Source organism: Micromonospora sp. NPDC048898, assembly GCF_043198035.1.
Classification (GTDB): Bacteria; Actinomycetota; Actinomycetes; order Mycobacteriales; family Micromonosporaceae; genus Micromonospora.
In genome coordinates, this window is record NZ_JBICUF010000006.1 from 201,734 (window position 1) to 220,296 (window position 18,563).

General features: G+C 73.1%; 20 protein-coding genes. 9 read left to right on the plus strand and 11 right to left on the minus strand.

Going from position 1 to position 18,563, the window contains the following annotated elements:
* Nucleotides 1–3: 3 nt before the first annotated feature.
* The gene (locus ACGFIQ_RS18690) at nucleotides 4–759 is read right to left on the minus strand and encodes a hypothetical protein (protein ID WP_393245071.1); all 756 of its coding nucleotides are present in this window, start codon (nucleotides 757–759) and stop codon (nucleotides 4–6) included.
* A gap of 373 nt (nucleotides 760–1,132) precedes the next feature.
* A complete protein-coding gene (locus ACGFIQ_RS18695) occupies nucleotides 1,133–1,621 on the minus strand; it encodes a VOC family protein (protein ID WP_393245073.1) in 489 nt (162 codons plus the stop codon).
* Between the two features lie 62 nt (nucleotides 1,622–1,683).
* Between ACGFIQ_RS18695 and tsaA the strand changes: the two genes are divergently transcribed.
* Nucleotides 1,684–2,106 carry a tRNA (N6-threonylcarbamoyladenosine(37)-N6)-methyltransferase TrmO gene (tsaA, locus tag ACGFIQ_RS18700; RefSeq protein WP_393245076.1) on the plus strand — a complete coding sequence of 141 codons (423 nt, stop codon included), beginning with the start codon at nucleotides 1,684–1,686 and terminating at the stop codon, nucleotides 2,104–2,106.
* 36 nt (nucleotides 2,107–2,142) lie between these two features.
* On the opposite strand, the gene ACGFIQ_RS18705 is transcribed toward tsaA, so the two are convergent.
* Nucleotides 2,143–2,772 carry an MBL fold metallo-hydrolase gene (locus ACGFIQ_RS18705; protein WP_393245078.1) on the minus strand — a complete coding sequence of 210 codons (630 nt, stop codon included), beginning with the start codon at nucleotides 2,770–2,772 and terminating at the stop codon, nucleotides 2,143–2,145.
* Nucleotides 2,772–3,857 (minus strand): S-(hydroxymethyl)mycothiol dehydrogenase, encoded by a 1,086-nt coding sequence (locus tag ACGFIQ_RS18710; protein ID WP_393245080.1) that lies wholly within the window; start codon nucleotides 3,855–3,857, stop codon nucleotides 2,772–2,774. The genes ACGFIQ_RS18705 and ACGFIQ_RS18710 overlap by 1 nt, the downstream gene beginning before the upstream one ends.
* A 185-nt stretch (nucleotides 3,858–4,042) precedes the next feature.
* On the opposite strand from ACGFIQ_RS18710, the gene ACGFIQ_RS18715 reads away from it, so the two are divergent.
* The 3 genes from ACGFIQ_RS18715 to ACGFIQ_RS18725 all read left to right on the plus strand — a co-directional run bounded on the left by ACGFIQ_RS18715 (nucleotide 4,043) and on the right by ACGFIQ_RS18725 (nucleotide 7,202).
* Entirely contained in the window at nucleotides 4,043–4,462 is a 420-nt protein-coding gene (locus ACGFIQ_RS18715) for a hypothetical protein (RefSeq protein ID WP_393245081.1), read from the plus strand.
* A 20-nt stretch (nucleotides 4,463–4,482) separates the two neighbouring features.
* A complete protein-coding gene (locus tag ACGFIQ_RS18720) occupies nucleotides 4,483–5,670 on the plus strand; it encodes a low temperature requirement protein A (RefSeq protein WP_393245083.1) in 1,188 nt (395 codons plus the stop codon).
* 80 nt (nucleotides 5,671–5,750) lie between these two features.
* A complete protein-coding gene (locus ACGFIQ_RS18725) occupies nucleotides 5,751–7,202 on the plus strand; it encodes a cryptochrome/photolyase family protein (protein ID WP_393245085.1) in 1,452 nt (483 codons plus the stop codon).
* 13 nt (nucleotides 7,203–7,215) lie between these two features.
* Here ACGFIQ_RS18725 and ACGFIQ_RS18730 read toward each other — a convergent pair whose 3' ends face one another.
* The 4 genes from ACGFIQ_RS18730 to ACGFIQ_RS18745 all read right to left on the minus strand — a co-directional run bounded on the left by ACGFIQ_RS18730 (nucleotide 7,216) and on the right by ACGFIQ_RS18745 (nucleotide 10,649).
* Nucleotides 7,216–8,112, minus strand: a complete 897-nt coding sequence (locus ACGFIQ_RS18730) for an SDR family NAD(P)-dependent oxidoreductase (protein ID WP_393245087.1) — start codon at nucleotides 8,110–8,112, stop codon at nucleotides 7,216–7,218.
* A gap of 23 nt (nucleotides 8,113–8,135) precedes the next feature.
* Nucleotides 8,136–9,641: a flavin-containing monooxygenase gene (locus ACGFIQ_RS18735; protein ID WP_393245089.1), complete on the minus strand. Its 1,506-nt coding sequence runs from the start codon at nucleotides 9,639–9,641 to the stop codon at nucleotides 8,136–8,138.
* Nucleotides 9,642–9,714: 73 nt separating this feature from the next.
* Nucleotides 9,715–10,170, minus strand: a complete 456-nt coding sequence (locus ACGFIQ_RS18740) for a hypothetical protein (protein WP_393245091.1) — start codon at nucleotides 10,168–10,170, stop codon at nucleotides 9,715–9,717.
* Nucleotides 10,170–10,649, minus strand: coding sequence for a hypothetical protein (locus ACGFIQ_RS18745; RefSeq protein ID WP_393245093.1), 480 nt, complete (start codon nucleotides 10,647–10,649; stop codon nucleotides 10,170–10,172). Before ACGFIQ_RS18745 ends, ACGFIQ_RS18740 begins: the two co-directional genes overlap by 1 nt.
* Nucleotides 10,650–10,693: 44 nt before the next feature.
* On the opposite strand from ACGFIQ_RS18745, the gene ACGFIQ_RS18750 reads away from it, so the two are divergent.
* The 3 genes from ACGFIQ_RS18750 to ACGFIQ_RS18760 are packed head-to-tail and all read left to right on the plus strand — an operon-like array spanning nucleotide 10,694 to nucleotide 13,765.
* A complete protein-coding gene (locus ACGFIQ_RS18750; RefSeq protein ID WP_393245095.1) occupies nucleotides 10,694–11,683 on the plus strand; it encodes a helix-turn-helix transcriptional regulator in 990 nt (329 codons plus the stop codon).
* Nucleotides 11,684–11,723: 40 nt separating this feature from the next.
* Nucleotides 11,724–12,347, plus strand: a complete 624-nt coding sequence (locus ACGFIQ_RS18755; protein ID WP_393245097.1) for an ATP-binding cassette domain-containing protein — start codon at nucleotides 11,724–11,726, stop codon at nucleotides 12,345–12,347.
* Nucleotides 12,344–13,765: a DUF6297 family protein gene (locus tag ACGFIQ_RS18760; RefSeq protein WP_393245099.1), complete on the plus strand. Its 1,422-nt coding sequence runs from the start codon at nucleotides 12,344–12,346 to the stop codon at nucleotides 13,763–13,765. The genes ACGFIQ_RS18755 and ACGFIQ_RS18760 overlap by 4 nt, the downstream gene beginning before the upstream one ends.
* Nucleotides 13,766–13,802: 37 nt before the next feature.
* Here the strand turns inward: ACGFIQ_RS18760 and ACGFIQ_RS18765 are convergent, their stop codons facing one another.
* Nucleotides 13,803–15,287, minus strand: coding sequence for a PLP-dependent aminotransferase family protein (locus tag ACGFIQ_RS18765; RefSeq protein WP_393245101.1), 1,485 nt, complete (start codon nucleotides 15,285–15,287; stop codon nucleotides 13,803–13,805).
* Nucleotides 15,288–15,349: 62 nt separating this feature from the next.
* On the opposite strand from ACGFIQ_RS18765, the gene ACGFIQ_RS18770 reads away from it, so the two are divergent.
* Both ACGFIQ_RS18770 and ACGFIQ_RS18775 read left to right on the plus strand, forming a co-directional pair.
* On the plus strand, nucleotides 15,350–15,961 hold the full coding sequence (locus ACGFIQ_RS18770; protein ID WP_393245103.1) for a LysE family translocator: 612 nt from the start codon (nucleotides 15,350–15,352) through the stop codon (nucleotides 15,959–15,961).
* Nucleotides 15,962–15,970: 9 nt separating this feature from the next.
* Nucleotides 15,971–16,129: a hypothetical protein gene (locus ACGFIQ_RS18775; RefSeq protein WP_393245105.1), complete on the plus strand. Its 159-nt coding sequence runs from the start codon at nucleotides 15,971–15,973 to the stop codon at nucleotides 16,127–16,129.
* A gap of 49 nt (nucleotides 16,130–16,178) precedes the next feature.
* Here the strand turns inward: ACGFIQ_RS18775 and ACGFIQ_RS18780 are convergent, their stop codons facing one another.
* Together ACGFIQ_RS18780 and ACGFIQ_RS18785 are read right to left on the minus strand one after the other, a co-directional pair.
* Entirely contained in the window at nucleotides 16,179–16,781 is a 603-nt protein-coding gene (locus tag ACGFIQ_RS18780; RefSeq protein ID WP_393245107.1) for an MBL fold metallo-hydrolase, read from the minus strand.
* 25 nt (nucleotides 16,782–16,806) lie between these two features.
* Complete coding sequence (locus ACGFIQ_RS18785; protein WP_393245109.1) at nucleotides 16,807–18,336, minus strand: multicopper oxidase family protein; 1,530 nt, start codon at nucleotides 18,334–18,336, stop codon at nucleotides 16,807–16,809.
* Between the last annotated feature and the right edge of the window lie 227 nt (nucleotides 18,337–18,563).

Sequence of the window (18,563 nt, forward strand, 5' to 3'; positions counted from 1 at the left end):
GTGTCACCACATCTGCTGGACGATGTCCGCCGCCTGCTCCTCCCACTGCGCGTACGCGTAGGGGAAGGCGGAGACCTGGACGGTCTGCGCGGCGGCGGTCAGCGGCAGGTCCTGCCAGCCGCCGATGTTCTTGAGCGCGGTGAAGAACGCCGTGGCGGCGTACTCCGGGTCGGTGATCTGCTCGGGCGTGCCCCAACCGGACGACGGACGCTGCTGGAACAGGCCCTGTGAGTCGTGGTCGTTGTACGCGCCGAGGTGGCCGAGGTTGTACAGCTTCGACTCCTGCAACGAGGTGGCGACGCCGATCACCGCGCCCCGGTCGCCGACACCTGTCTTCTTGGCGGCGTCGACGATCGCTCGCGCGTTGGCCAGTTGGGCGTCGTCGAGGGGGATGCGCGACTGTGCGCCCTCGATGCCGTGCGGGATCAGCTGGTCGCGGCTGGGCTTACCGGCCGGCGGCTTGCCGGTGGCGGAGCCGGTGGTCAGCCCCGACTCGACGGGCTGGTCCTCCTGCCGCGCCGGGGTGGTGGCCTTTCCGGTGGCCTTGCCGGTGGCCAGGTCGATGGCGGCCACGGCGCCCTGGTGCGGTCCGGAGGTGACCGGGGCGGCGGCCACGGTCGGTGCGAGCGCCAGACCGCCGAGGGCGGCGACACCCACCGCGCTGAGCGCGGTCTTGCGGTACGAGTCCTTGGCGATGGCGGGGAGCCATCGAGTGTCCTTGGCGATGGCGGGGAGCCATCGAGTGAAGTCGACCTTCACGATGGTTGCCCTCTCGATCGTGCGGAACGCTCCGGGGTGAACGCTCCTCGGGAGATGACCGCGGAAGAGGGTTTGGGCTCCGACGGTACGGGGGACACAACCGGGTTCACGTGTCGGGCATTCCGGAAATGCCCGGGGGCGGCCCGCTGCGGCGCCGGGCACTGGCGCAGAACCGGACATCGCGGGCTCTGCCCGTATCAGGCCAGACGGCCGCGACAGAGGGTGTTTTCGGAATCCGGAGGCAATGGCTGGACGTCGGCCATACCTGTACGCACCGGCTACGTTTTGTGACGATACGTGCGTATGGCGAAAAGCCTCCGCACCGGGCGCAACGCGCCCATGCGCAGGTCACGGGGCGGGAAAGCAGCCCGACTCAGTTGTCGCCGTCAGGTCCGGGCTCCGCGTCCCGCGTCCCGACGCCCTGGTCCGGCCCGGCGAGTTCCTGGAAGACGGTGATGTGCAGGCCGGCGGGGGCGTCGAGGCGGGAGTTGAGTGACTGCCACGGTGTACGTGTCGGCGGCGCGACCTCGCTCGCCCCGGCGGCCACCAGTCGGGCGGTCGTCGTCGCCGCGTCGTCCACCTCGAAGGCCACCCGGATGCGCGGCGCGACCTGCCGACCCACCTCGACCTCGTCGATCAGGCGTTTCTGCGCGGGGTTGGCGATCTCCAGGGTGGCGCGGCCGGCGTCCAGGATCACCACCCGGGCATCTCCCTCGCCGCTGAACGCCGCCTCCTCCGGCAGGCCGAGCGCGTCCCGGAAGAACGCGACGGCGGCCTCGTGGTCGGCGGCCTCCACCACGAGACGCAGCTGACGGACCACGGGCACGGGCGAGTCGACGGGGACGGGCGAGTCGGCGGGCATGAGCGGGATCCTAGCGCCGCGGCGCGGCTAGGTTGGGACCGTCCACGAGGGAGGGAGCGAGGATGGTGGAGAGCGGTGACGCGTACCTGTTGTACCCGGTCGGGCGGGTCGTCTCACCGCTGACCGACGCGGCGAGCGCCCCACGGCAGGGCGACGAGGGCTCGCCGGAGGCCTGGCTGGTCTTCGACGCGCACGTCGCGCCGGCGCTGCGTGACCTGGACACCGGGGCGGACCTGTTGGTGTTGACGTGGTTGGACCGGGCCCGACGCGACGTGCTGGCGGTGCACCCCCGGGGCGACGAGAGCCGGCCGGAGACCGGCGTGTTCAGCACCCGCTCCCCGCACCGACCCAACCCGATCGGGCTGCACCGGGTGCGGGTGCTCGCGGTGGACGGGCTACGCGTCCGGGTGGCCGACCTGGAAGCGTTGGACGGCACCCCGGTCCTGGACGTCAAACCGGTGCTGGGCGCGGCCGACGAGCGCTGAGCCCGTCGACCGCGCACCAGCACGCCTGGCCGGGGATCAGTGGCCGCGGGTCAGCCACTCCTGCAGGTGTGGCGCCTCCGCGCCGATCGTCGTGTCGTCACCGTGGCCGGTGTGCACGACCGTCTCCGCCGGCAGGGTGAGCAGGCGGGTGCGGATCGAGCCGACGATGGTGTCGAAGTCGCTGTACGAGCGGCCGGTCGCGCCCGGACCACCGGCGAAGAGCGTGTCGCCGGTGAACACCACACCCAGGTCCGGGGCGTGGAAACTGCACGCGCCGGGGCTGTGCCCGGGGGTGTGCAGGACCCGCAGCGTGGTGCCGGCCACCTCGACGATCTGCCCGTCGTGCAGCTCGCCGTGCGGCGGCAGGTGTGGGTGGACCAGGTCCCAGAGGACCCGGTCGGCGGCGTGCAGCAGCACCGGCGCGCCGGTGGCCTCGGCCAGCTCGGGTGCCACCCGGACGTGGTCGTCGTGGGCGTGGGTGGCCAGGATCGCCCGGACCTTCCGGTCACCCACCAGGGCGAGGATCGCGGCCACGTCGTGCGGCGCGTCCAGGACGACGCACTCGCGGTCGTCGCCGATCACCCAGACGTTGTTGTCCACGTCGAACGTCTGCCCGTCCAGGGAGAACGTGCCGGCGGTGACCGCACGGTCGACCCGGGCCGTCATCAGAACACCACCACCGAGCGGAGCACGTCGCCGTGGTGCATCCGCTCGAAGGCGGTCTCGACCTGGTCGAGCGCGATCTCCTCGGTGACGAACGCGTCCAGGTCGAGCCGGCCCTGTAGGTACAGCTCGGTGAGCATCGGGAAGTCCCGGCTGGGCAGGCAGTCGCCGTACCAGCTGGACTTGAGGGCACCGCCGCGCCCGAAGACGTCCAGCAGGGGCAGCTCGACCTGCATCTGCGGGGTCGGTACGCCGACCAGCACCACAGTGCCGGCCAGGTCCCGGGCGTAGAACGCCTGCTTCCAGGTCTCCGGCCGACCCACCGCGTCGATCACCACGTCGGCGCCGAAGCCACCGGTGGCGGCACGGATCGCCTCGACCGGGTCGGTCTCGGAGGCGTTGACGGTGTGCGTGGCGCCGAACTTCCGCGCCCAGTCCAGTTTGCGGCTGTCGGTGTCCACCGCGACGATCGTCGTCGCGCCGGCGAGGGCCGCACCGGCGACCGCCGCGTCCCCGACGCCGCCGCAGCCGATCACCGCGACCGAGTCGCCACGGGTGACGTTGCCGGTGTTCATCGCGGCACCCAGCCCGGCCATCACCCCGCAGCCGAGCAGACCCACGGCGGCCGGCCGGGCGGCCGGGTCCACCTTCGTGCACTGCCCGGCGTGCACCAGGGTCTTCTCGGCGAACGCGCCGATGCCCAGCGCCGGGGCCAGCTCGGTGCCGTCGGTCAGGGTCATCCGCTGCTTCGCGTTGTGGGTGTTGAAGCAGTACCAGGGGCGACCCCGGCGGCAGGCGCGGCAGACCCCGCAGACCGCACGCCAGTTGAGCACCACGAAGTCACCCGGGGCCACGTCGGTGACGCCGTCGCCCACCTGCTCGACGATGCCCGCCGCCTCGTGGCCGAGCAGGAACGGGTAGTCGTCGTTGATGCCGCCCTCGCGGTAGTGCAGGTCGGTGTGGCAGACCCCGCAGGACTGGATCCGGACGATCGCCTCCCCGGGGCCGGGATCGGGCACCACGATGGTGGTGACCTCGACCGGTGCGCCCTTGCTGCGGGAGATGACTCCCCGGACTTCCTGGCTCACTTCGCCTCCTGCTGGTGGTGTGTCGGCAGGGCCGGGCGCCGGGTGGGCGGGTGTGCCACGGGCTCGGCGTCGGGCCCCGGGCGAACCTACCGCGACCAGCACGGCCAGCCCAGCCGGCCCGACGGGTTATCGCGGGCGCTGCGGGGTACGCGGGCCGCACTCGACCACGGCCAACGGGAGTAGCCATGAAACTCGCGCACCTGCCGCTACGGCTCAGCATCGGCGCGTACTTTCTCAACTCGGGTCTGGGCAAGCGCAACCTGGAGGGTGCCGCCGCGGAGGGCATGCACGGGATGGCGGTCGCCGCCATGCCGCAACTCGGCCAGTTGGACCCACCGCGCTTCGCGAAGCTGCTGTCGTACTCGGAGATCGCGCTGGGGGCCGCGCTGCTCGCCCCGGTCGTCCCGGCCCCGCTCGTCGGGTTGGGCCTGACCGCGTTCGGCGCGGGTCTGGTGCAGCTGTACCTGAAGACGCCGGGCATGCGGGAGCCGGGCAGCATCCGCCCGACCCAGCAGGGCGCCGGGCTCGCCAAGGACGTCTGGTTGGTCGGCGCCGGGCTGACCCTGGTGTTGGAGGGGCTGACCCACGGCCGTCGACGCCGGTGAGCCCAGCCTGAGGAGCGGCGGTGACCCACTCGCGTTCGGTGCGGCCGTTCTACCGGCCCATGCGGCCACGTCGCCGGGACGAACGGCACCGCGCGGCCACCCCGCTGGAACTGTTGTTCGACCTCTGTTTCGTGGTGGCGGTGGCGCAGGCGGCCAGCAGTCTGCACCACGACGTCGCCGAGGGTCACCTCCGCCACGCCGCGACCAGCTACGTCATGGTGTTCTTCGCGATCTGGTGGTCGTGGATGAACTTCACCTGGTTCGCCTCGGCGTACGACACCGACGACGACGTCTACCGGATCACCACGCTGGTGCAGATCTCCGGAGCGTTGATCCTGGCGGCCGGGGTGCCGCGTGCCTTCGCCGACGGCGACTTCACCGTCATCACCTACGGGTACGTGGTGATGCGGCTGGCCGCCGTCGTGAACTGGACCCGAGCTGCCGTCGGCGACCCCCGTCACCGCGCGGCGGCGCGCCGCTACGGCATCGGCGTGACAGTGGTGCAGCTCGGCTGGCTGCTGCGGCTGGCATCGCCCGTCGAGTGGGGCGTCGCCACGTTCGTGCTGCTGGTGCTCGCCGACCTGCTGGTGCCGGCGGTGGCCGAACGCCCGGGCATGACGCCCTGGCACCCCGCGCACATCGCCGAGCGGTACGGCCTGTTCACCCTGATCGTGCTGGGTGAGGCCGTCCTGGCCATCTCGATCGCGATCCAGACCGGGCTCGACGCCGGGGAGCACGGCCTCTGGTCGCTCGCGGCGGCTGGCGCGGTCATCGTGTTCGCGCTCTGGTGGCTCTACTTCGACCGGCCGAGCGAGGCGCCCGACCGGCTGCCGTACTCCCTGATCTGGGGCTACGGCCACTACCTGGTGTTCGCCGCGATCGCCGCGATCGGCGCCGGCCTGGGGGTGTCGGTGGACGTCGAGCGGCACCTCGCGCACGTCTCCGGGCGCACCGCCGCGTACGCGGTGGCGATCCCGATCGCCGTCTTCCTGCTCACGGTCTGGGTGCTCCAGGTACGCCGGCAGCAGCACGGCCTGGTGCTCGTCGCCTTCCCCGTCGTCGCGCTGCTGGCGCTGCTCGCGCCGCTCGGCCCGGCCCCGGTGCACGTGCTCGCGGCGCTGCTCGTCGCCCTCGTGACGTTTACCGTGCTGCGACGCCGCCGCGACGTCGGGCCGAGTGCCGCGGTGGCCGGGGTCGACCCGGCCTGACCCGCCGTGGCGGGCGTCCGGCAACCGGCACCGGGCGCGGCACCGGGCGCGGCAGCCGGAATGTAGGCAGAATTGCGGGCATGCCTCGTCGCCGATGGTTGCTGGCCGATCAACTCGGGCCGCACTTCCTCGACGACCCCGACCAGCAGGTGCTCCTGGTGGAGGTCCGGGAGCTGTTCCGCCACCGGCCGACGCACCGGCAGAAGGCGCACCTGATCCTGTCCGCGCTGCGCCACCGCGCCGCGGAGCTGGGTGACCGGGCGCTGCTGCTGCGCACCGACACGTTCCGGGAGGCGCTGGCCCAGGTCGGTGACCCGCTGGAGGTGTGCCACCCGCACTCCCGGGCGGCGCTGCGTTTCGCCCGGTCGGTGCCGGGGCTGACCGTGCTGCCGCCACGCGGCTTCATCACCAGCCAGGCCGACTTCGCCGGCTGGGCGGACCGCCCGCGACGCGGCCCGCTGCGGATGACCGACTTCTACCGGCACGCCCGCCGCCGCCACGAGGTGCTGACCGCCGCGACGGGCCCGGGACGCCGACCCCGGGCCGAGACCCGGTCCGTGCCGGTGACGCCACCCCCGCCCCCACCGATCGTCGAGGATGACATCGACGCGGAGGTCCGCCGCGACCTGGACCGGTGGGCCGCCGACGGGGTGCGGTTCGTCGGCCGGGACGGCCCCCGCCGTTACCCGGCCACCCATGACGAGGCGCAGGCCCGGCTGACGCACTTCCTGACCCACCGCCTGCCCGGGTACGGCCGCTACGCCGACGTGATGAGCGTCGACGATCCGGTGCTCGCGCACTCGGTGCTCTCGTCCTCGTTCAACCTCGGGTTGCTGCACCCGGAGCCGGCGGTGCGCGCCGCCGAGCAGGCGTGGCGGGCCGGCACGGCCCCGCGTACGGCGGTGGAGCCGTTCATCCGGGGCCTGCTCGGCTGGCGGGAGTTCCTCTGGCAGCTCTACTGGTACTTCGAGCCGCGTTACCGGGGGGCGAACTGGCTGGCCGCGACCGAGCCGATGCCGCAGTGGTTCGCCGAGTTGGACGCCGACGCGGTGGAGGCCCACTGCCTGGCCGACGTCCTCGCGGCCGTCCGGGATCGGGCGTGGACGCACCAGACGCCCCGACTGCTGGTGTTGGCGAACTACGCGCTGCAACGCGGTTGGCGTCCCACCGAGGTGGCGGACTGGTTCCAGCGCTGCTTCGTCGACGGCACCCACTGGGTGATGAACGCGACGGTGATCGGCATGAGCCAGTACGCCGACCTGGCCCGGGTGGACACCCGCCCGTACGCGGTGGACGGCACCGACATCGACGAGATCAGCGACTACTGCACCGGCTGCCGCTACACACCGGAACGGGCGCTCGGCGACCTGGCCTGCCCGTACACCGGGGGCTTCGAGAGTTTCCTGCACCGCAACCGGGCCCGGCTGATGACCGATGCGCGGCTCGCCGCCGAGTTGGAGCGCCGCGACGAGCCGGAGCACCGCGAGGCGGTGCTGGCGCAGGAGGAGAAGCGGTGCGGCGCACCACCGTGACCCCGGCGGCCGCTCAGGCCGCCTCGCGTGCCGGGTCGGCGTCGCCGGGGCGCTGCGCCGGCACGGGCGGGGCCGGGCGGACGACGCCCCGGTTCAGGCCGGCGACCAGGAGCCGGTTGTACGAGGCGGGCAGCACCCGGGCCAGCAGGTCCGGCAGTTTCGCCGACCAGCCGATCAGCACCCGGCCCCGACGCCGCTCGACGCCGCGCAGGATCACCTCGGCGGCCCGGCTCGGCGCGATGGTGAGCAGCTTCTCGAACTGTGCCCGGCCGGCCGCGTACTCCTCGGGTGCGACGCCGCTGCCGATCCGGGCGTTCGCGGTGATCCGGGTGCGGATCCCGCCGGGGTGCACCGAGGTCACCCCGATGCCGTCGTCGACCAGTTCGTGGCGCAGCGCCTCGGTGAAGCCGCGCACCGCGAACTTGCTCGCCGAGTACGCGGTCTGCCCGGCCGGCGCGATCAACCCGAAGAGGCTGGAGACGTTGACGAGGTGCGCGCCCGGCTCCGCCTTCAGGGCGGGCAAAAGGGCGTGGGTCAGCTGCACCACGGCTCGGAAGTTGACGTCGATCACCCAACTGAACTCGTCGAACGTCACCTCGTCGAACCGGCCGCCGAGACCGACGCCGGCATTGTTCACCAGCAGTCGTACGCGCGGGTGCCGCGCGCCGATCTCGGCGGCCACCCGGGCGGTGGCGCGCACGTCGGCGAGGTCCACCAGGTACGTGTGCACCTGACGGGCCGGGTGCGCGGCGCAAATCGCGGTGACGACGGTGTCCAGCCGCTCGGCGTCGCGGTCCAGCAGGACCAGGTCGGTGCCCCGGCCGGCGAGGGCGTGCGCCAGCGCCGCGCCGATGCCGCTGGCCGCCCCGGTGACCACGGCTGTCGCGCCGGTGAAGTCGAATCTCCGCACGATCGGTGCTCCTCCGCTGACGGTTACCGACGCGCGGCCGGACGGGTCGGGACGGGACGCGGGGTGGGCGCCGCGGTGGCGCGGGAGAACCGCACACCCTCGTCGGTGAGCCGGCCGTGCCGCATCAGCAGCACGTCGCGGGCGTAGTTCTGGTGCAGCCGCCAGGGCGCGCGCACACCCTGTCTGGGCAGCGCGTCGACACTGCGCAGCACGTAGGAGGACCGCAGGTCGATGAGCGGCGCCCGCTCGTCGTCGGCGGGCGGCAGCGGGGCGACGACCTGCTGGCCGGTGCGGTCCAGGTGGCGCAGCAGCCGGCAGACGTACCCGGCGACCAGGTCGGCCTTGAGCGTCCACGACGCGTTGGTGTAGCCGACGGTCAGGGCGAAGTTCGGCACCCCGGACACCATCATGCCCTTGTAGGCCACGGTGTTCGCGAGGTCGACGTCGGTGCCGTCCACGCGCAGCCGCAGGCCACCGAGGGCGAGCAGGTTGAGCCCGGTCGCGGTGACCACGATGTCGGCGGGCACCTCCACCCCGGAGGTCAGGCGGACACCGTGCGCGGTGAAGGTGTCGATCGTGTCGGTCACCACCGACGCGTGGCCGTCGCGCACGGCGGTGAACAGGTCGCCGTCGGGTGCCACGCAGAGCCGCTGGTCCCACGGGTCGTAGCGGGGCGCGAAGTGCCTGTCGACGTCGTACCCCGCCGGGAGCCGGCGCCGCGCGGCCCGGCGCAGCACCCGCTTCACCAGGCCGGGGGTGCGCCGGCTGAGTTGGAAGGTGACGGTGGAGAGCAACACGTTCTTCCAGCGCAGCACCGGGTACGCGGCCGCCGCCGGCAGCCGGCGCCGCAGCGCGTCGGCCAGCCGGTCGCGCGAGGGCAGCGCCAGGATGTACGTCGGCGAGCGCTGGAGCATCGTCACGTGGGCGGCCCGCTGGGCCAGCGCCGGCACCAGGGTGACCGCGGTGGCGCCGCTGCCGATCACCACCACCCGCCTGCCGGTGTGGTCGAGGTCGTCGGGCCAGTGCTGCGGGTGCACCAACCGCCCGGTGTACGCGTCGACACCGGGCAGGGCCGGGGTGTATCCCTCGTCGTAGCGGTAGTAGCCGGTGCAGGCGAACAGGAACGAGCAGGTCAGCACCACCGTCTCGGCGGTGTCGGTGCGTTGGGCGTGCACCGTCCACCGGGCGGTGCCGCTGTCCCAGTCGGCGCGCAGCACCCGGTGCCGGAAGCGGATGTGCCGGGGCACGTCGTACTCCCGGGCGGTCTCCCGCACGTACTCGCGGATGGTCGCACCGTCGGCGATGGTCTTCGGGGCGGTCCACGGCTTGAACGAGTAGCCGAGGGTGAACATGTCCGAATCCGAGCGGATGCCGGGGTAGCGGAACAGGTCCCAGGTGCCGCCGATGGCGTCGCGTGCCTCCAGCACCGCGTACGTCTTGTCGGGGCAGTCGCGGCGCAGGTGGCAGGCCGCGCCGATGCCGGACAGGCCGGCGCCGACGATGAGCACGTCGACGTGGTCGGAGGCCATCGCGTTCCTCCATCCGGGGCGGTGGTCGGACCCTAACACCGCACCCGGACGGCCGGAAACTACCGCGACAACCCTAGGACGCCTTGGTGAACGTCATGATCCAGTTGGTCTCCCAGGTCTGCTCGCCGTCGACCGAGAACGCCTGCTCCCAGCGGGCGGTGGTCGCGCTGATGTCCGACCAGATGAACCGGCACCGCACCGGCCGCCCCTCGTGCTGGTCGTCGGCGTAGAAGCGACCCACCCCGTCGACGAAGCGGCCCACCATCGGCGGCTGACCCAGCACGCCGTCGACACTGCTCATCCAGTAGATCGACCACTCCTGCCGGGCCGGGTCGAAGATCCGGACGGTGGCGCCCGCGGAGCCCTTGGTCGGGAAGGTGATCTCGTCGAAGTGGCCGCCGCCGGCGAAGAAGCCGTGCGCGACCGACACCCCCGGAAACTCCTCCCACTCGTCGGAGCCGACCAGCCGCTTGACCAGCCGCCGGTTCACCACGTTCCAGGTGCCCACAAAGAAGTCGAAGTCGCCCATCAGCGGCCCACCGGCCCTTCCGCTCGCGTGTCGTTGAGATATCCAGCCAGGTTGGGGGTGTCCGGCGCAAGCAGGTGCCGAACCCAGGCGGCCCGCTCGTGCTCCAGCACCGCCAACTCCCAGACACAGCCGGCGGGAGGTCGCCGCAGCTCGACGAAGTGGGTCGGATCGTCGTCCGGGCAGTCCAGCGCCGACTGCCCGGCCGCGGCGACCCGGACCTCCAGCGCGTTGTCCCACACCCAGGTGTACGCCAGCAGGTAGGCGCCGGTGTCCGCGCCCCGGTGCAGCACCACCCATCCGGCGGCCGGGGTGCCGTCGTCGACGATGTCCACCAACAGCAGGGGCAGGTGGTCGTACGCGGCCTTCTCCACCTCGGGCTCGATCGGTTGCTCCGGCTGGTCTATGTGGTAACGCTTGAGTTGCCGGCCGTCCACCGTGATCGGTCCGGGCGTTCGTAGTTCCTTCTCGCGAAAAGCCATGCCGGGACGGTAGGACGGGTCCCCTGACAACTAGTGTCAGTGGAGTGCGGGCCTCTCGACTTCTTTCCCTCCTGCTGCTGCTCCAACAGCACGGCCGGCTGACCGCCACCCAGCTCGCCGAGCGGCTGACCGTCTCCCCCCGCACGATCTACCGGGACGTGGAGTCGTTGCACGCCGCCGGCATCCCCCTCTACGGAGAGGCCGGGCACGCCGGCGGCTACCAGCTCGTCGACGGCTGGCGGACCCGGCTGACCGGGCTGACCACCGAGGAGGCCGACCGACTGTTCCTGGCCGGGTTGCCCGGCCCCGCCGACGAGCTGGGCTACGGCGACGTGGTGGCCGCGCTGCAACTCAAGCTGCACGCCGCGCTCCCCGCGCCGCTGCGCGACCGGGCGACCCAGCTCCAACAACGCTTCCACCTGGACACTCCCGGCTGGTACGCCGACGGCGACGCCTCCCCCGAGCTGGCCCGCACGGCCGAGGCGGTCTGGCGGCAGCACCGCGTCGAGGTGCGCTACCGCGGCTGGAACGGCGAGACGACCCGGGTGCTGGAGCCGTACGGCCTGGTGCTCAAGGGCGGCCGCTGGTATGTGGTGGCCGACCAGCCCGGCCGGGGCGCTCCGGCGACGTACCGGGTCAACCAGATCCTCGCGCTGACCCCGCTGCCGCAGGAGTTCGTCCGACCGGCCGACTTCGACCTGCCGGCCTGGTGGCGGGCACACGTGGTGCGGTTCCGGGCCCGCCTGCACCGCGACGAGGCCACCGTCCGGCTCTCCCCCGCCGGCCGGCAACGGCTGCGCGAGGTCGGCAGCGATCCGGTGGTGACCGCGATGGACGCCAGCGCCCAGCCACCCGACGCGCGGGGCTGGGTGACCGCGGTGCTGCCGATCGAGTCGCTGACCCACGCCCACGGCGAGTTGCTGCGCCTCGGCGCCGACGTGGAGGTGCTGACCCCTGTCGCGCTGCGCGAACGCCTGGCCGCCACCGCCGCCGGGCTCGCCGCGCTCTACGCACCCGCCGACCGCGTGACATAGGTCGCTCAGGTTGGTCGGTGGCACCGCCCTGGGAGACTCTGTGATCGTGGACGCGCTCTCGGTACGGGGACTTAGCCGCAACTTCGGCGACCTGGTGGTGCTCGACGAGGTGAGTTTCACGCTCGCGGCCGGCCGGATCGCGGTGGTGCTGGGGCCCAACGGCAGCGGCAAGACGACCCTGCTGCGCTGCGTGGTCGGCGCCGACCGGCCGGACGCGGGTGAGGTGCTGGTGCAGGGTCGCCGGGCCGACGAGACCGACCCGCAGGTGCGGGCGCTGGTGGCGGCCGCCCTGGACGACATCGACTTCTTCCCGGACCTGTCCGTGGTCGAGCACCTGGAGCTTGTCGCGTACGCCCACGGGAGCAGCGCCGAGCCGGTCGAGGAGGTGCTCACCGAGCTGGGTCTGGCACCGGCCCGCGACCAACTGCCGGTGACCCTGTCCAGCGGGCAGCGGCGCCGGTTGGCGCTGGCCTCGTGTTTCGTGCGGCCACGCCGGGTGCTGATCCTGGACGAGCCGGAGCAGCGCCTGGACGTCCGCGGGCGGCAGTGGCTCGCCGAGCGGCTGCTGCGGGAACGCGCCGCCGGCACCGCCGTGCTGCTGGCCTCACACGACCCGGAGCTGATCGACGCGGTGGTCGACGAGCGCATCGAGATCGGCAGGTGACCGCCCCGACGGCCACGATCGCCGACACACCGACCGGCGTGCCCACCGCCCGACAACTGCGTACCCACCTGCGTCGGGCCCGCGGCCGGCACCACGACCACTCCCTCGGCGACGTGCTGGGCGACGCGTACGTCATCGTCCTGTTCGTGGGCATGTACGGCTGGTTCGCGATCAGCGCCAGCCGCGACCTGCTGGACTCCCCCACCGTGGGGCAGGCCGAGCCGGGGGTGCGCTGGTGGCTGGCTCTCGCCGCGCTGTTGGCCGGCGCCGGCCTGGCCTGGCGTGGCCTGCGCGCGCTCGGCCCGCTGCTGGTCACCCCGGCCACGCAGAGCTGGGCGGTCAGCGCCCCGGTCGACCGGCGGGCGTGGCTGGCGCCGCGCTTCGTCCTGTTGCTGCTGGGGGCGGCGGCCGGCACCGCGGCGCTCGGGGTGGCCGTGGCGGCCCTCGGGGGCGTCAGCGATCCGGCCGCGCTGGGTTGGGCGGCCGCGGCCGGCGCGGGGTGGGGTGCGGCGGCGCTGGCACTGAGCGTCGTCGCCCAGAGCAGCCGGGCGGGACGACGGTGGCCGGCGGTGGCCGGAGCGGCGCCGATGGTGATGGCCGCCGTCCTCACCGCCGGGGTGGTGCTCCTCGGTCATCTCGGTGACGGGCTGCCCCGGCCGGCGGCGACGCCGACCGTCGCGCTGTTCGCCCTCGCGGTGCCCCTCGTCGGCCTGGGCACGATCCGCGCGGTGCGCGCGCTGCCCCGCGTCGACCGGGCCACGCTGACCACCGGCGCACAGTTCGCCAACGCCGCCGCCACGGCCACGATCCTGCTCGACCCGAGCCTGCTCGCCGGCCTGGTGGAGAGCCGCCGGTGGCGTCGGATCGGGCGGGTGCACAGCCGCCGGTTCCTCCCCGGGCCCGGCTGGTGGGCGTTCCTGCAGGCCGACGTACGCCGGTTGCGCCGGCACCCGAGCGCCCTGCTGATCTGGGTGACGCTGATCGGGGTGCAGTACGCTGCCGCGCTCGCCCTCCCCGGGTTGGCGGGGGCCGCGCAGGTGGTGTTCGCGTACCTCGCCGCCAACCGGCTCACCGGTGGCCTGCGGTCGGTCAGCCGCTCACCCGGGTTGCGACGGGCCCTCGGCGGCAGCGACGCCCTGCTGCGCGGGATCCACGTGGTGGTGCCGGCCGTCGGCGCGGGGCTGTGGTGGTTGTCGACCCTGCCGAGCGTCGAGCCGGGGCCGGCCTGGTTGGCGCCGACGCTGGCGCTCGGAGTGGTGGCCGCCGCGTTCCGGGCCGGCACCCGCCCTCCGATCAACTACGGTGGCGCGACTGTCAACACACCGTTCGGCATGGTCCCGGTCGACCTGGTGCGGCAGGGCTCACGCGGGCCGGCGCTGCTCGCCGGGCTGGTGCTGCTCCAGCTGTTCCTGGGCTGAGCAGTCGCCCCGCCACCGAGGGGACGCCCGGCGGTGCTCAGGAGGGCCGACGGCGGCCACCGAGCGCGGCGGCGATCTGGGCAATGCCCTCGTCGATCTCGGTCGTCGTACGGGCCGCGTAGCCGAGCACGAGGCCCGGCCGGTAGGGACGTTGGCAGTGCCAGGACAGCGGTTGCACCTTCACCCCACGCGCCAGCGTGGCCTGCGCCAGCTCGGTGTCGACCACGGCGTCGTCCAGCGTGATCATCAGGTGCAGGCCGGCGGCGGCGCCGTGCACCGTCGCCGACGGCACCGCGCGGGCCAGTGCGGCGATCATGGCGTCCCGCCGGCGGATGTGTCGGCGGCGGAGCAGCCGCAGATGCCGCTCGAAGGCGCCGGAGGTCAGCAGCTCCGCCAGCACCAGTTGCGGTAGCACGGCGTTGCCCAGGTCGGCGTTGCGCTTGGCGGTCACCACCGCCTCGCGCAGTCGCGATGGCACGAGCAGCCAGCCGACCCGCAGGGCGGGGGCGAGCAGTTTGGAGACGCTGCCGGCGTAGCAGACCTGCTCGGGCAGCAGGCCCCGCAGCGCCGGCACCGGGGGACGGTCGTAGCGGTGCTCGGCGTCGTAGTCGTCCTCGATGATCAGGCCGCCGGCCCGCGCCCAGGCGACGAGCTGGCGGCGACGGTCACCGTCGAGCACGACGCCGGTCGGGAACTGGTGTGCGGGGGTGAGCATCACGGCCGGCACACCGCTGGCGGTCAACTCGTCGACCCGCAGCCCGGCGTCGTCGACAATGATCGGCGGGGTGTCCATCCGCCAGTTGTTCAGGTGCTGCCGGACGCCCAACGAGCCCGGGTCCTCGACCCCGATCCGGTCGACGCCGACAGCGGTGAGCGCCTGGGCGAGCAGCCCGAGCGCCTGGGAGACGCCGGCCACGATGATCACGTCGGTGGGGTCGACGCTGATACCGCGGTTGCGGGCCAACCAGGCCGCGACGGCCTGTCGCAGCGCCGGCGCGCCGCACGGGTCGCCGTAGCCGAGGTCGGCCGCGGCGAGCCGGCGCAGCACGGTCCGTTCGGCGCGCAGCCAGTCCGCGCGGGGAAAGGCGGTCAGGTCGGGTACGCCGGGCGTCAGGTCGATCGTCGCGTGCGCCGCGCGTACCGCCTCGAAGATGTCGGTGCTCGGTGCCGGCGGGAAGGTCGCGACGGGTGCCGGCGCGGCGGCCGGGGCGGGTGTGGGCGCGGCCGGCGCACCGACGACAACCGTTCCGGCCCGGCCCCGACCGGAGATGTGCCCCTCCTCGGCCAGGCGCTGGTACGCCTCGGTGACCACCCCCCGGGAGACACCGAGGTCGGCGGCGAGCACCCGGGTGGGTGGCAACCGTTGGCCGACCGGCACCCGCCCCTCGGCGATGGCCTGCCGCAGCCGGTCGGTCAGCCAGTCGGTGCGCCCGCCCGGCGCCGCGTCCGTGACGCTCAGGTGCAGGAAATCGGACCCAGCCGATATGGACCTTTCGGATGCCATCGGTTTGGCTCTGCCCATCGGGCCATTGTGGCAGCAGGGTGAGCAGGAGCCAGACCCGTCAACTCCGCCGGAGGACGATCGTGACCATCCCGTTCCTGATCACCACGCTGATCGTGGTGGTCACCCCCGGCACCGGGGTGTTCTTCACCCTCTCCGCCGGGCTGTCCCGGGGCGCCCGAGCCGGCGTGCTGGCCGCGTTCGCCTGCACACTGGGCACGCTGCCGCACCTGCTGGCGGCGATGACCGGGCTCGCCGCGCTGTTGCAGACCAGCGCCGTCGCGTTCGACATCGTCCGGTACCTCGGTGTCGGTTACCTGCTCTACCTGGCCTGGTCCGCCGCACGCGACCGCAGCGCATTCGCGCCGACGGCCGACGACACACCCCGCTCGGCGACCCGGGTGATCGTCTCCGGCGTGGTGGTCAACCTGCTCAACCCGAAGCCGACGCTGTTCTTCGTCGCGTTCCTGCCGCAGTTCGTCGGCGACTCCGCGGTCGGCTCGACCCAGGCGATGCTCGCCTGCGGCGCGGTGTTCATGCTGCTCACCTTCGTGGTGTTCAGCGGCTACGGCATCTTCGCGGCCCGGCTGCGGGACCGGGTGCTGACCCGACCCCGGGTCACCGACTGGCTGCGTCGATCCGTCGCCGGCACGTTCGTCGCGCTCGGCGTGACGCTCGCCCTCACCCAACGATAGGAGTGTGCCGTGCGGTTCGAGCATTCGGCGCAGCTTCGCGCCGCGTACCCCGATCTGGTCGCCGGCGTGGTCCACGCCACCGGCATCACCGCCACCGCCGACGTGGCGCGGCGGACGGCCGGCCACCTCGCCGTCGCCCGCAGGCGCCGACGAGCCACGCGGTGCTGACCGGCGCCGCGCCCCGCTTCAGCGCCGAGACCTCCGGTGGCGACGTCGGTCAGGCGGTGTCGCCGGGGACGAGGTGACGGTAGCCGGGGATCGTCTCGCCGAACCAGCCGGCGACGCTGGCCAGGCCCCGCTCGTTGAGCTGCGCGTCGTGGATCGGGTACGCCGCGGCGGCACCCACGGCACCGGCGAACCGGATCGCCTCGTCCAGGCGCAGCCACGACCCCTGGGCCGGGACGAGCAGGGTGTGCACCGGCTCGCCCGGCACGTGCAGCGCGTCGCCCGGGTGGTAGAGCCCGTCGCCGATCAGGTAGCCGAGGTTGGGGCAGTCCGGCTGGCCCTCGTGGATGAACGCGTGCCGACCACCGTGGGCGCTGACCGCGATGCCGGCCGCCGTGAAGCGCTGCCCGGCGCTGACCCTGGTGACCGGCAGCGGAGCGAGATCCGGCAGTCGGGCACCCTCCGGGGCGTACACGGGGACGCCCAAGCCGGCCAGGCGCAGCACGTCCACGTGGTCGGTGTGTTCGTGGGTGACCAAGACGGCGTCCGCGCCGACCAGGGCACGAGGCTCACTCCACGTGCCCGGGTCGACGACCAGCACCCCGCCGTCGTGCTCGACGCGGACGCACGAGTGGGTGAATCGGGTGACCCGCATCCGGCGACCGTACGCCCCCGGCCGATCAGTCATGGTCCCCGTGACCGGTGTGCGTGGGCGGCCGACCCTGCGCCTGGCCCGGATCGACGACGACGAACTGCCCCATCATCCCGGCGTCCTCGTGCCAGAGCAGGTGGCAGTGGTACATGTAGGGCAGGTTCGGGTCGCTGTGGTCGGTGAACCGCAGCACGATCCGCATCGGCCGGTGCGGGGGCAGGAAGATGGTGTCCTTCCATCCGGCCAGTTCCGGCGGCGGTGCCGCGCCGTCCACCGTGAGCAGTTGGAACTGCACGTCGTGGACGTGGAAGTTGTGCGGGGTGCCGTCGGCATTGAGCACCTCCCAGACCTCGGTGCTGTCCCGGGTGACGGCGAAGTCGATCCGGTCCATCCGCATCGACTGGCCGTTGATGCCCCGCCCCCGAAACTCCAGCCGCCGGGTGGTGACCGCGGTGCCCGCGTCCAGCCGATCCACCGGCACGAGGTCGTCCGGCACCGGCGGGGCGGGGGCGAGGGTGTCGGCGGCGCGCAGTTGCAGCACGTCGAACCGGTCGGCGCCGCCGGCCGAGCGCCGGGACAGTCCGCCGATACCCAGGTCGGGCGGTGTGCTGCGCAGCGTCACCCGCTCCCCCGGCCGGACGTCCACCACGATCTCCGCCCGCTCCCCGGGTGAGAGTCGTACCCGGGTCAACCGGGCCGTCCGGGCCAGCAGTCCTCCGTCGGTGCCGATCAGCGCGAACGGCCGGTTGTCGGAGAGCCCAAAGTCGTACGTCCGCGCGGTGGAGGCGTTGAGCAGGCGCAGGCGCACCCGCTGGGTACGCACGTCCAGGTAGGGCCCGACGGTGCCGTTGACCAGCAGGGTGTCGCCCAGCACGCCGACGCCGGCGAACGCGTTGCGGGTCTTGTCGAACTGGCCGCTGCCGGAGAAGCTGCGATCCTGGACGATCACCGGCACGTCGTCCACCCCGTAGGTGCGTGGCAGCGGCAGCGCCGTCTCCCGCTCGTCGTCGAGGATGAACATGCCGGCGAGGCCGCGGTAGACGTGGTCCTCCGTGGCGCCGTGCGGATGCGGGTGGTACCAGAGGGTCGCGGCCGGCTGGTCCACCCGCCAGGTGGGTGACCAGGTGTCACCCGGGCGGACGAGTTGGTGTGGGCCGCCGTCCATCCGGGCCGGCAGGTGCATGCCGTGCCAGTGCACGTTGGTCTCCTGGCCCAGCGTGTTGGCCACGTTCACCCGCACCTGCTCGCCGCGCCTGGCGCGCAGTGTCGGGCCGAGAAAGGCACCGTTGAACCCTGCGGTGGCCGTGGTCCGCCCGTCGCCACGGAAGTCACGCCGACCCTCCTGCGCGACCAGGTCGAAGACCCGCTGACCCCGGTCGTCCAACCGGGACTCGGCCAGCGGCGGCACGGCCAGCGGGCGGGCGAAGCTGACCGCACCGACGGTGTCGGTGGGTCGGGTCAGCGTCCAGGCACCCACGGCGAGGCCGGCACCGAGCAGCAGTACGCCGACAAGCACACCGATGAGCACCCGGACCACGGGTCGTCGTCGAGCAGGCACGACATCCACCTCCAGAAGAGTCACTACATGTAGCTTCTCTTCTTATCGAGGCGGCGACCAGCCGACCGGCCGGCTTTCCGGGGCCGGTCCGGGACATCCCCGAGGTCGAGTCCGGGCCGTCAGCGCGGACGCCGGCCGTCGCTCGGGAGGTCTGTCCCGCGAAGTGCTCGGTGGTCAGGGCCTTCGCACGGTCGCCGTCGTCCATCGCGCCTACCCTCCGCAGTCGT

What these genes read in the sequence shown, in the direction of transcription:
- ACGFIQ_RS18765 (WP_393245101.1), bottom strand. Translation starts at nt 15,287, where the DNA reads ATGGGCAGAGCCAAACCGATGGCATCCGAAAGGTCCATATCGGCTGGG.
- ACGFIQ_RS18695 (WP_393245073.1), bottom strand. Translation starts at nt 1,621, where the DNA reads ATGCCCGCCGACTCGCCCGTCCCCGTCGACTCGCCCGTGCCCGTGGTC.
- ACGFIQ_RS18780 (WP_393245107.1), bottom strand. Translation starts at nt 16,781, where the DNA reads ATGCGGGTCACCCGATTCACCCACTCGTGCGTCCGCGTCGAGCACGAC.
- ACGFIQ_RS18725 (WP_393245085.1), top strand. Translation starts at nt 5,751, where the DNA reads ATGCCTCGTCGCCGATGGTTGCTGGCCGATCAACTCGGGCCGCACTTC.
- tsaA (WP_393245076.1), top strand. Translation starts at nt 1,684, where the DNA reads ATGGTGGAGAGCGGTGACGCGTACCTGTTGTACCCGGTCGGGCGGGTC.
- ACGFIQ_RS18715 (WP_393245081.1), top strand. Translation starts at nt 4,043, where the DNA reads ATGAAACTCGCGCACCTGCCGCTACGGCTCAGCATCGGCGCGTACTTT.
- ACGFIQ_RS18740 (WP_393245091.1), bottom strand. Translation starts at nt 10,170, where the DNA reads ATGGGCGACTTCGACTTCTTTGTGGGCACCTGGAACGTGGTGAACCGG.
- ACGFIQ_RS18745 (WP_393245093.1), bottom strand. Translation starts at nt 10,649, where the DNA reads ATGGCTTTTCGCGAGAAGGAACTACGAACGCCCGGACCGATCACGGTG.
- ACGFIQ_RS18735 (WP_393245089.1), bottom strand. Translation starts at nt 9,641, where the DNA reads ATGGCCTCCGACCACGTCGACGTGCTCATCGTCGGCGCCGGCCTGTCC.
- ACGFIQ_RS18705 (WP_393245078.1), bottom strand. Translation starts at nt 2,772, where the DNA reads ATGACGGCCCGGGTCGACCGTGCGGTCACCGCCGGCACGTTCTCCCTG.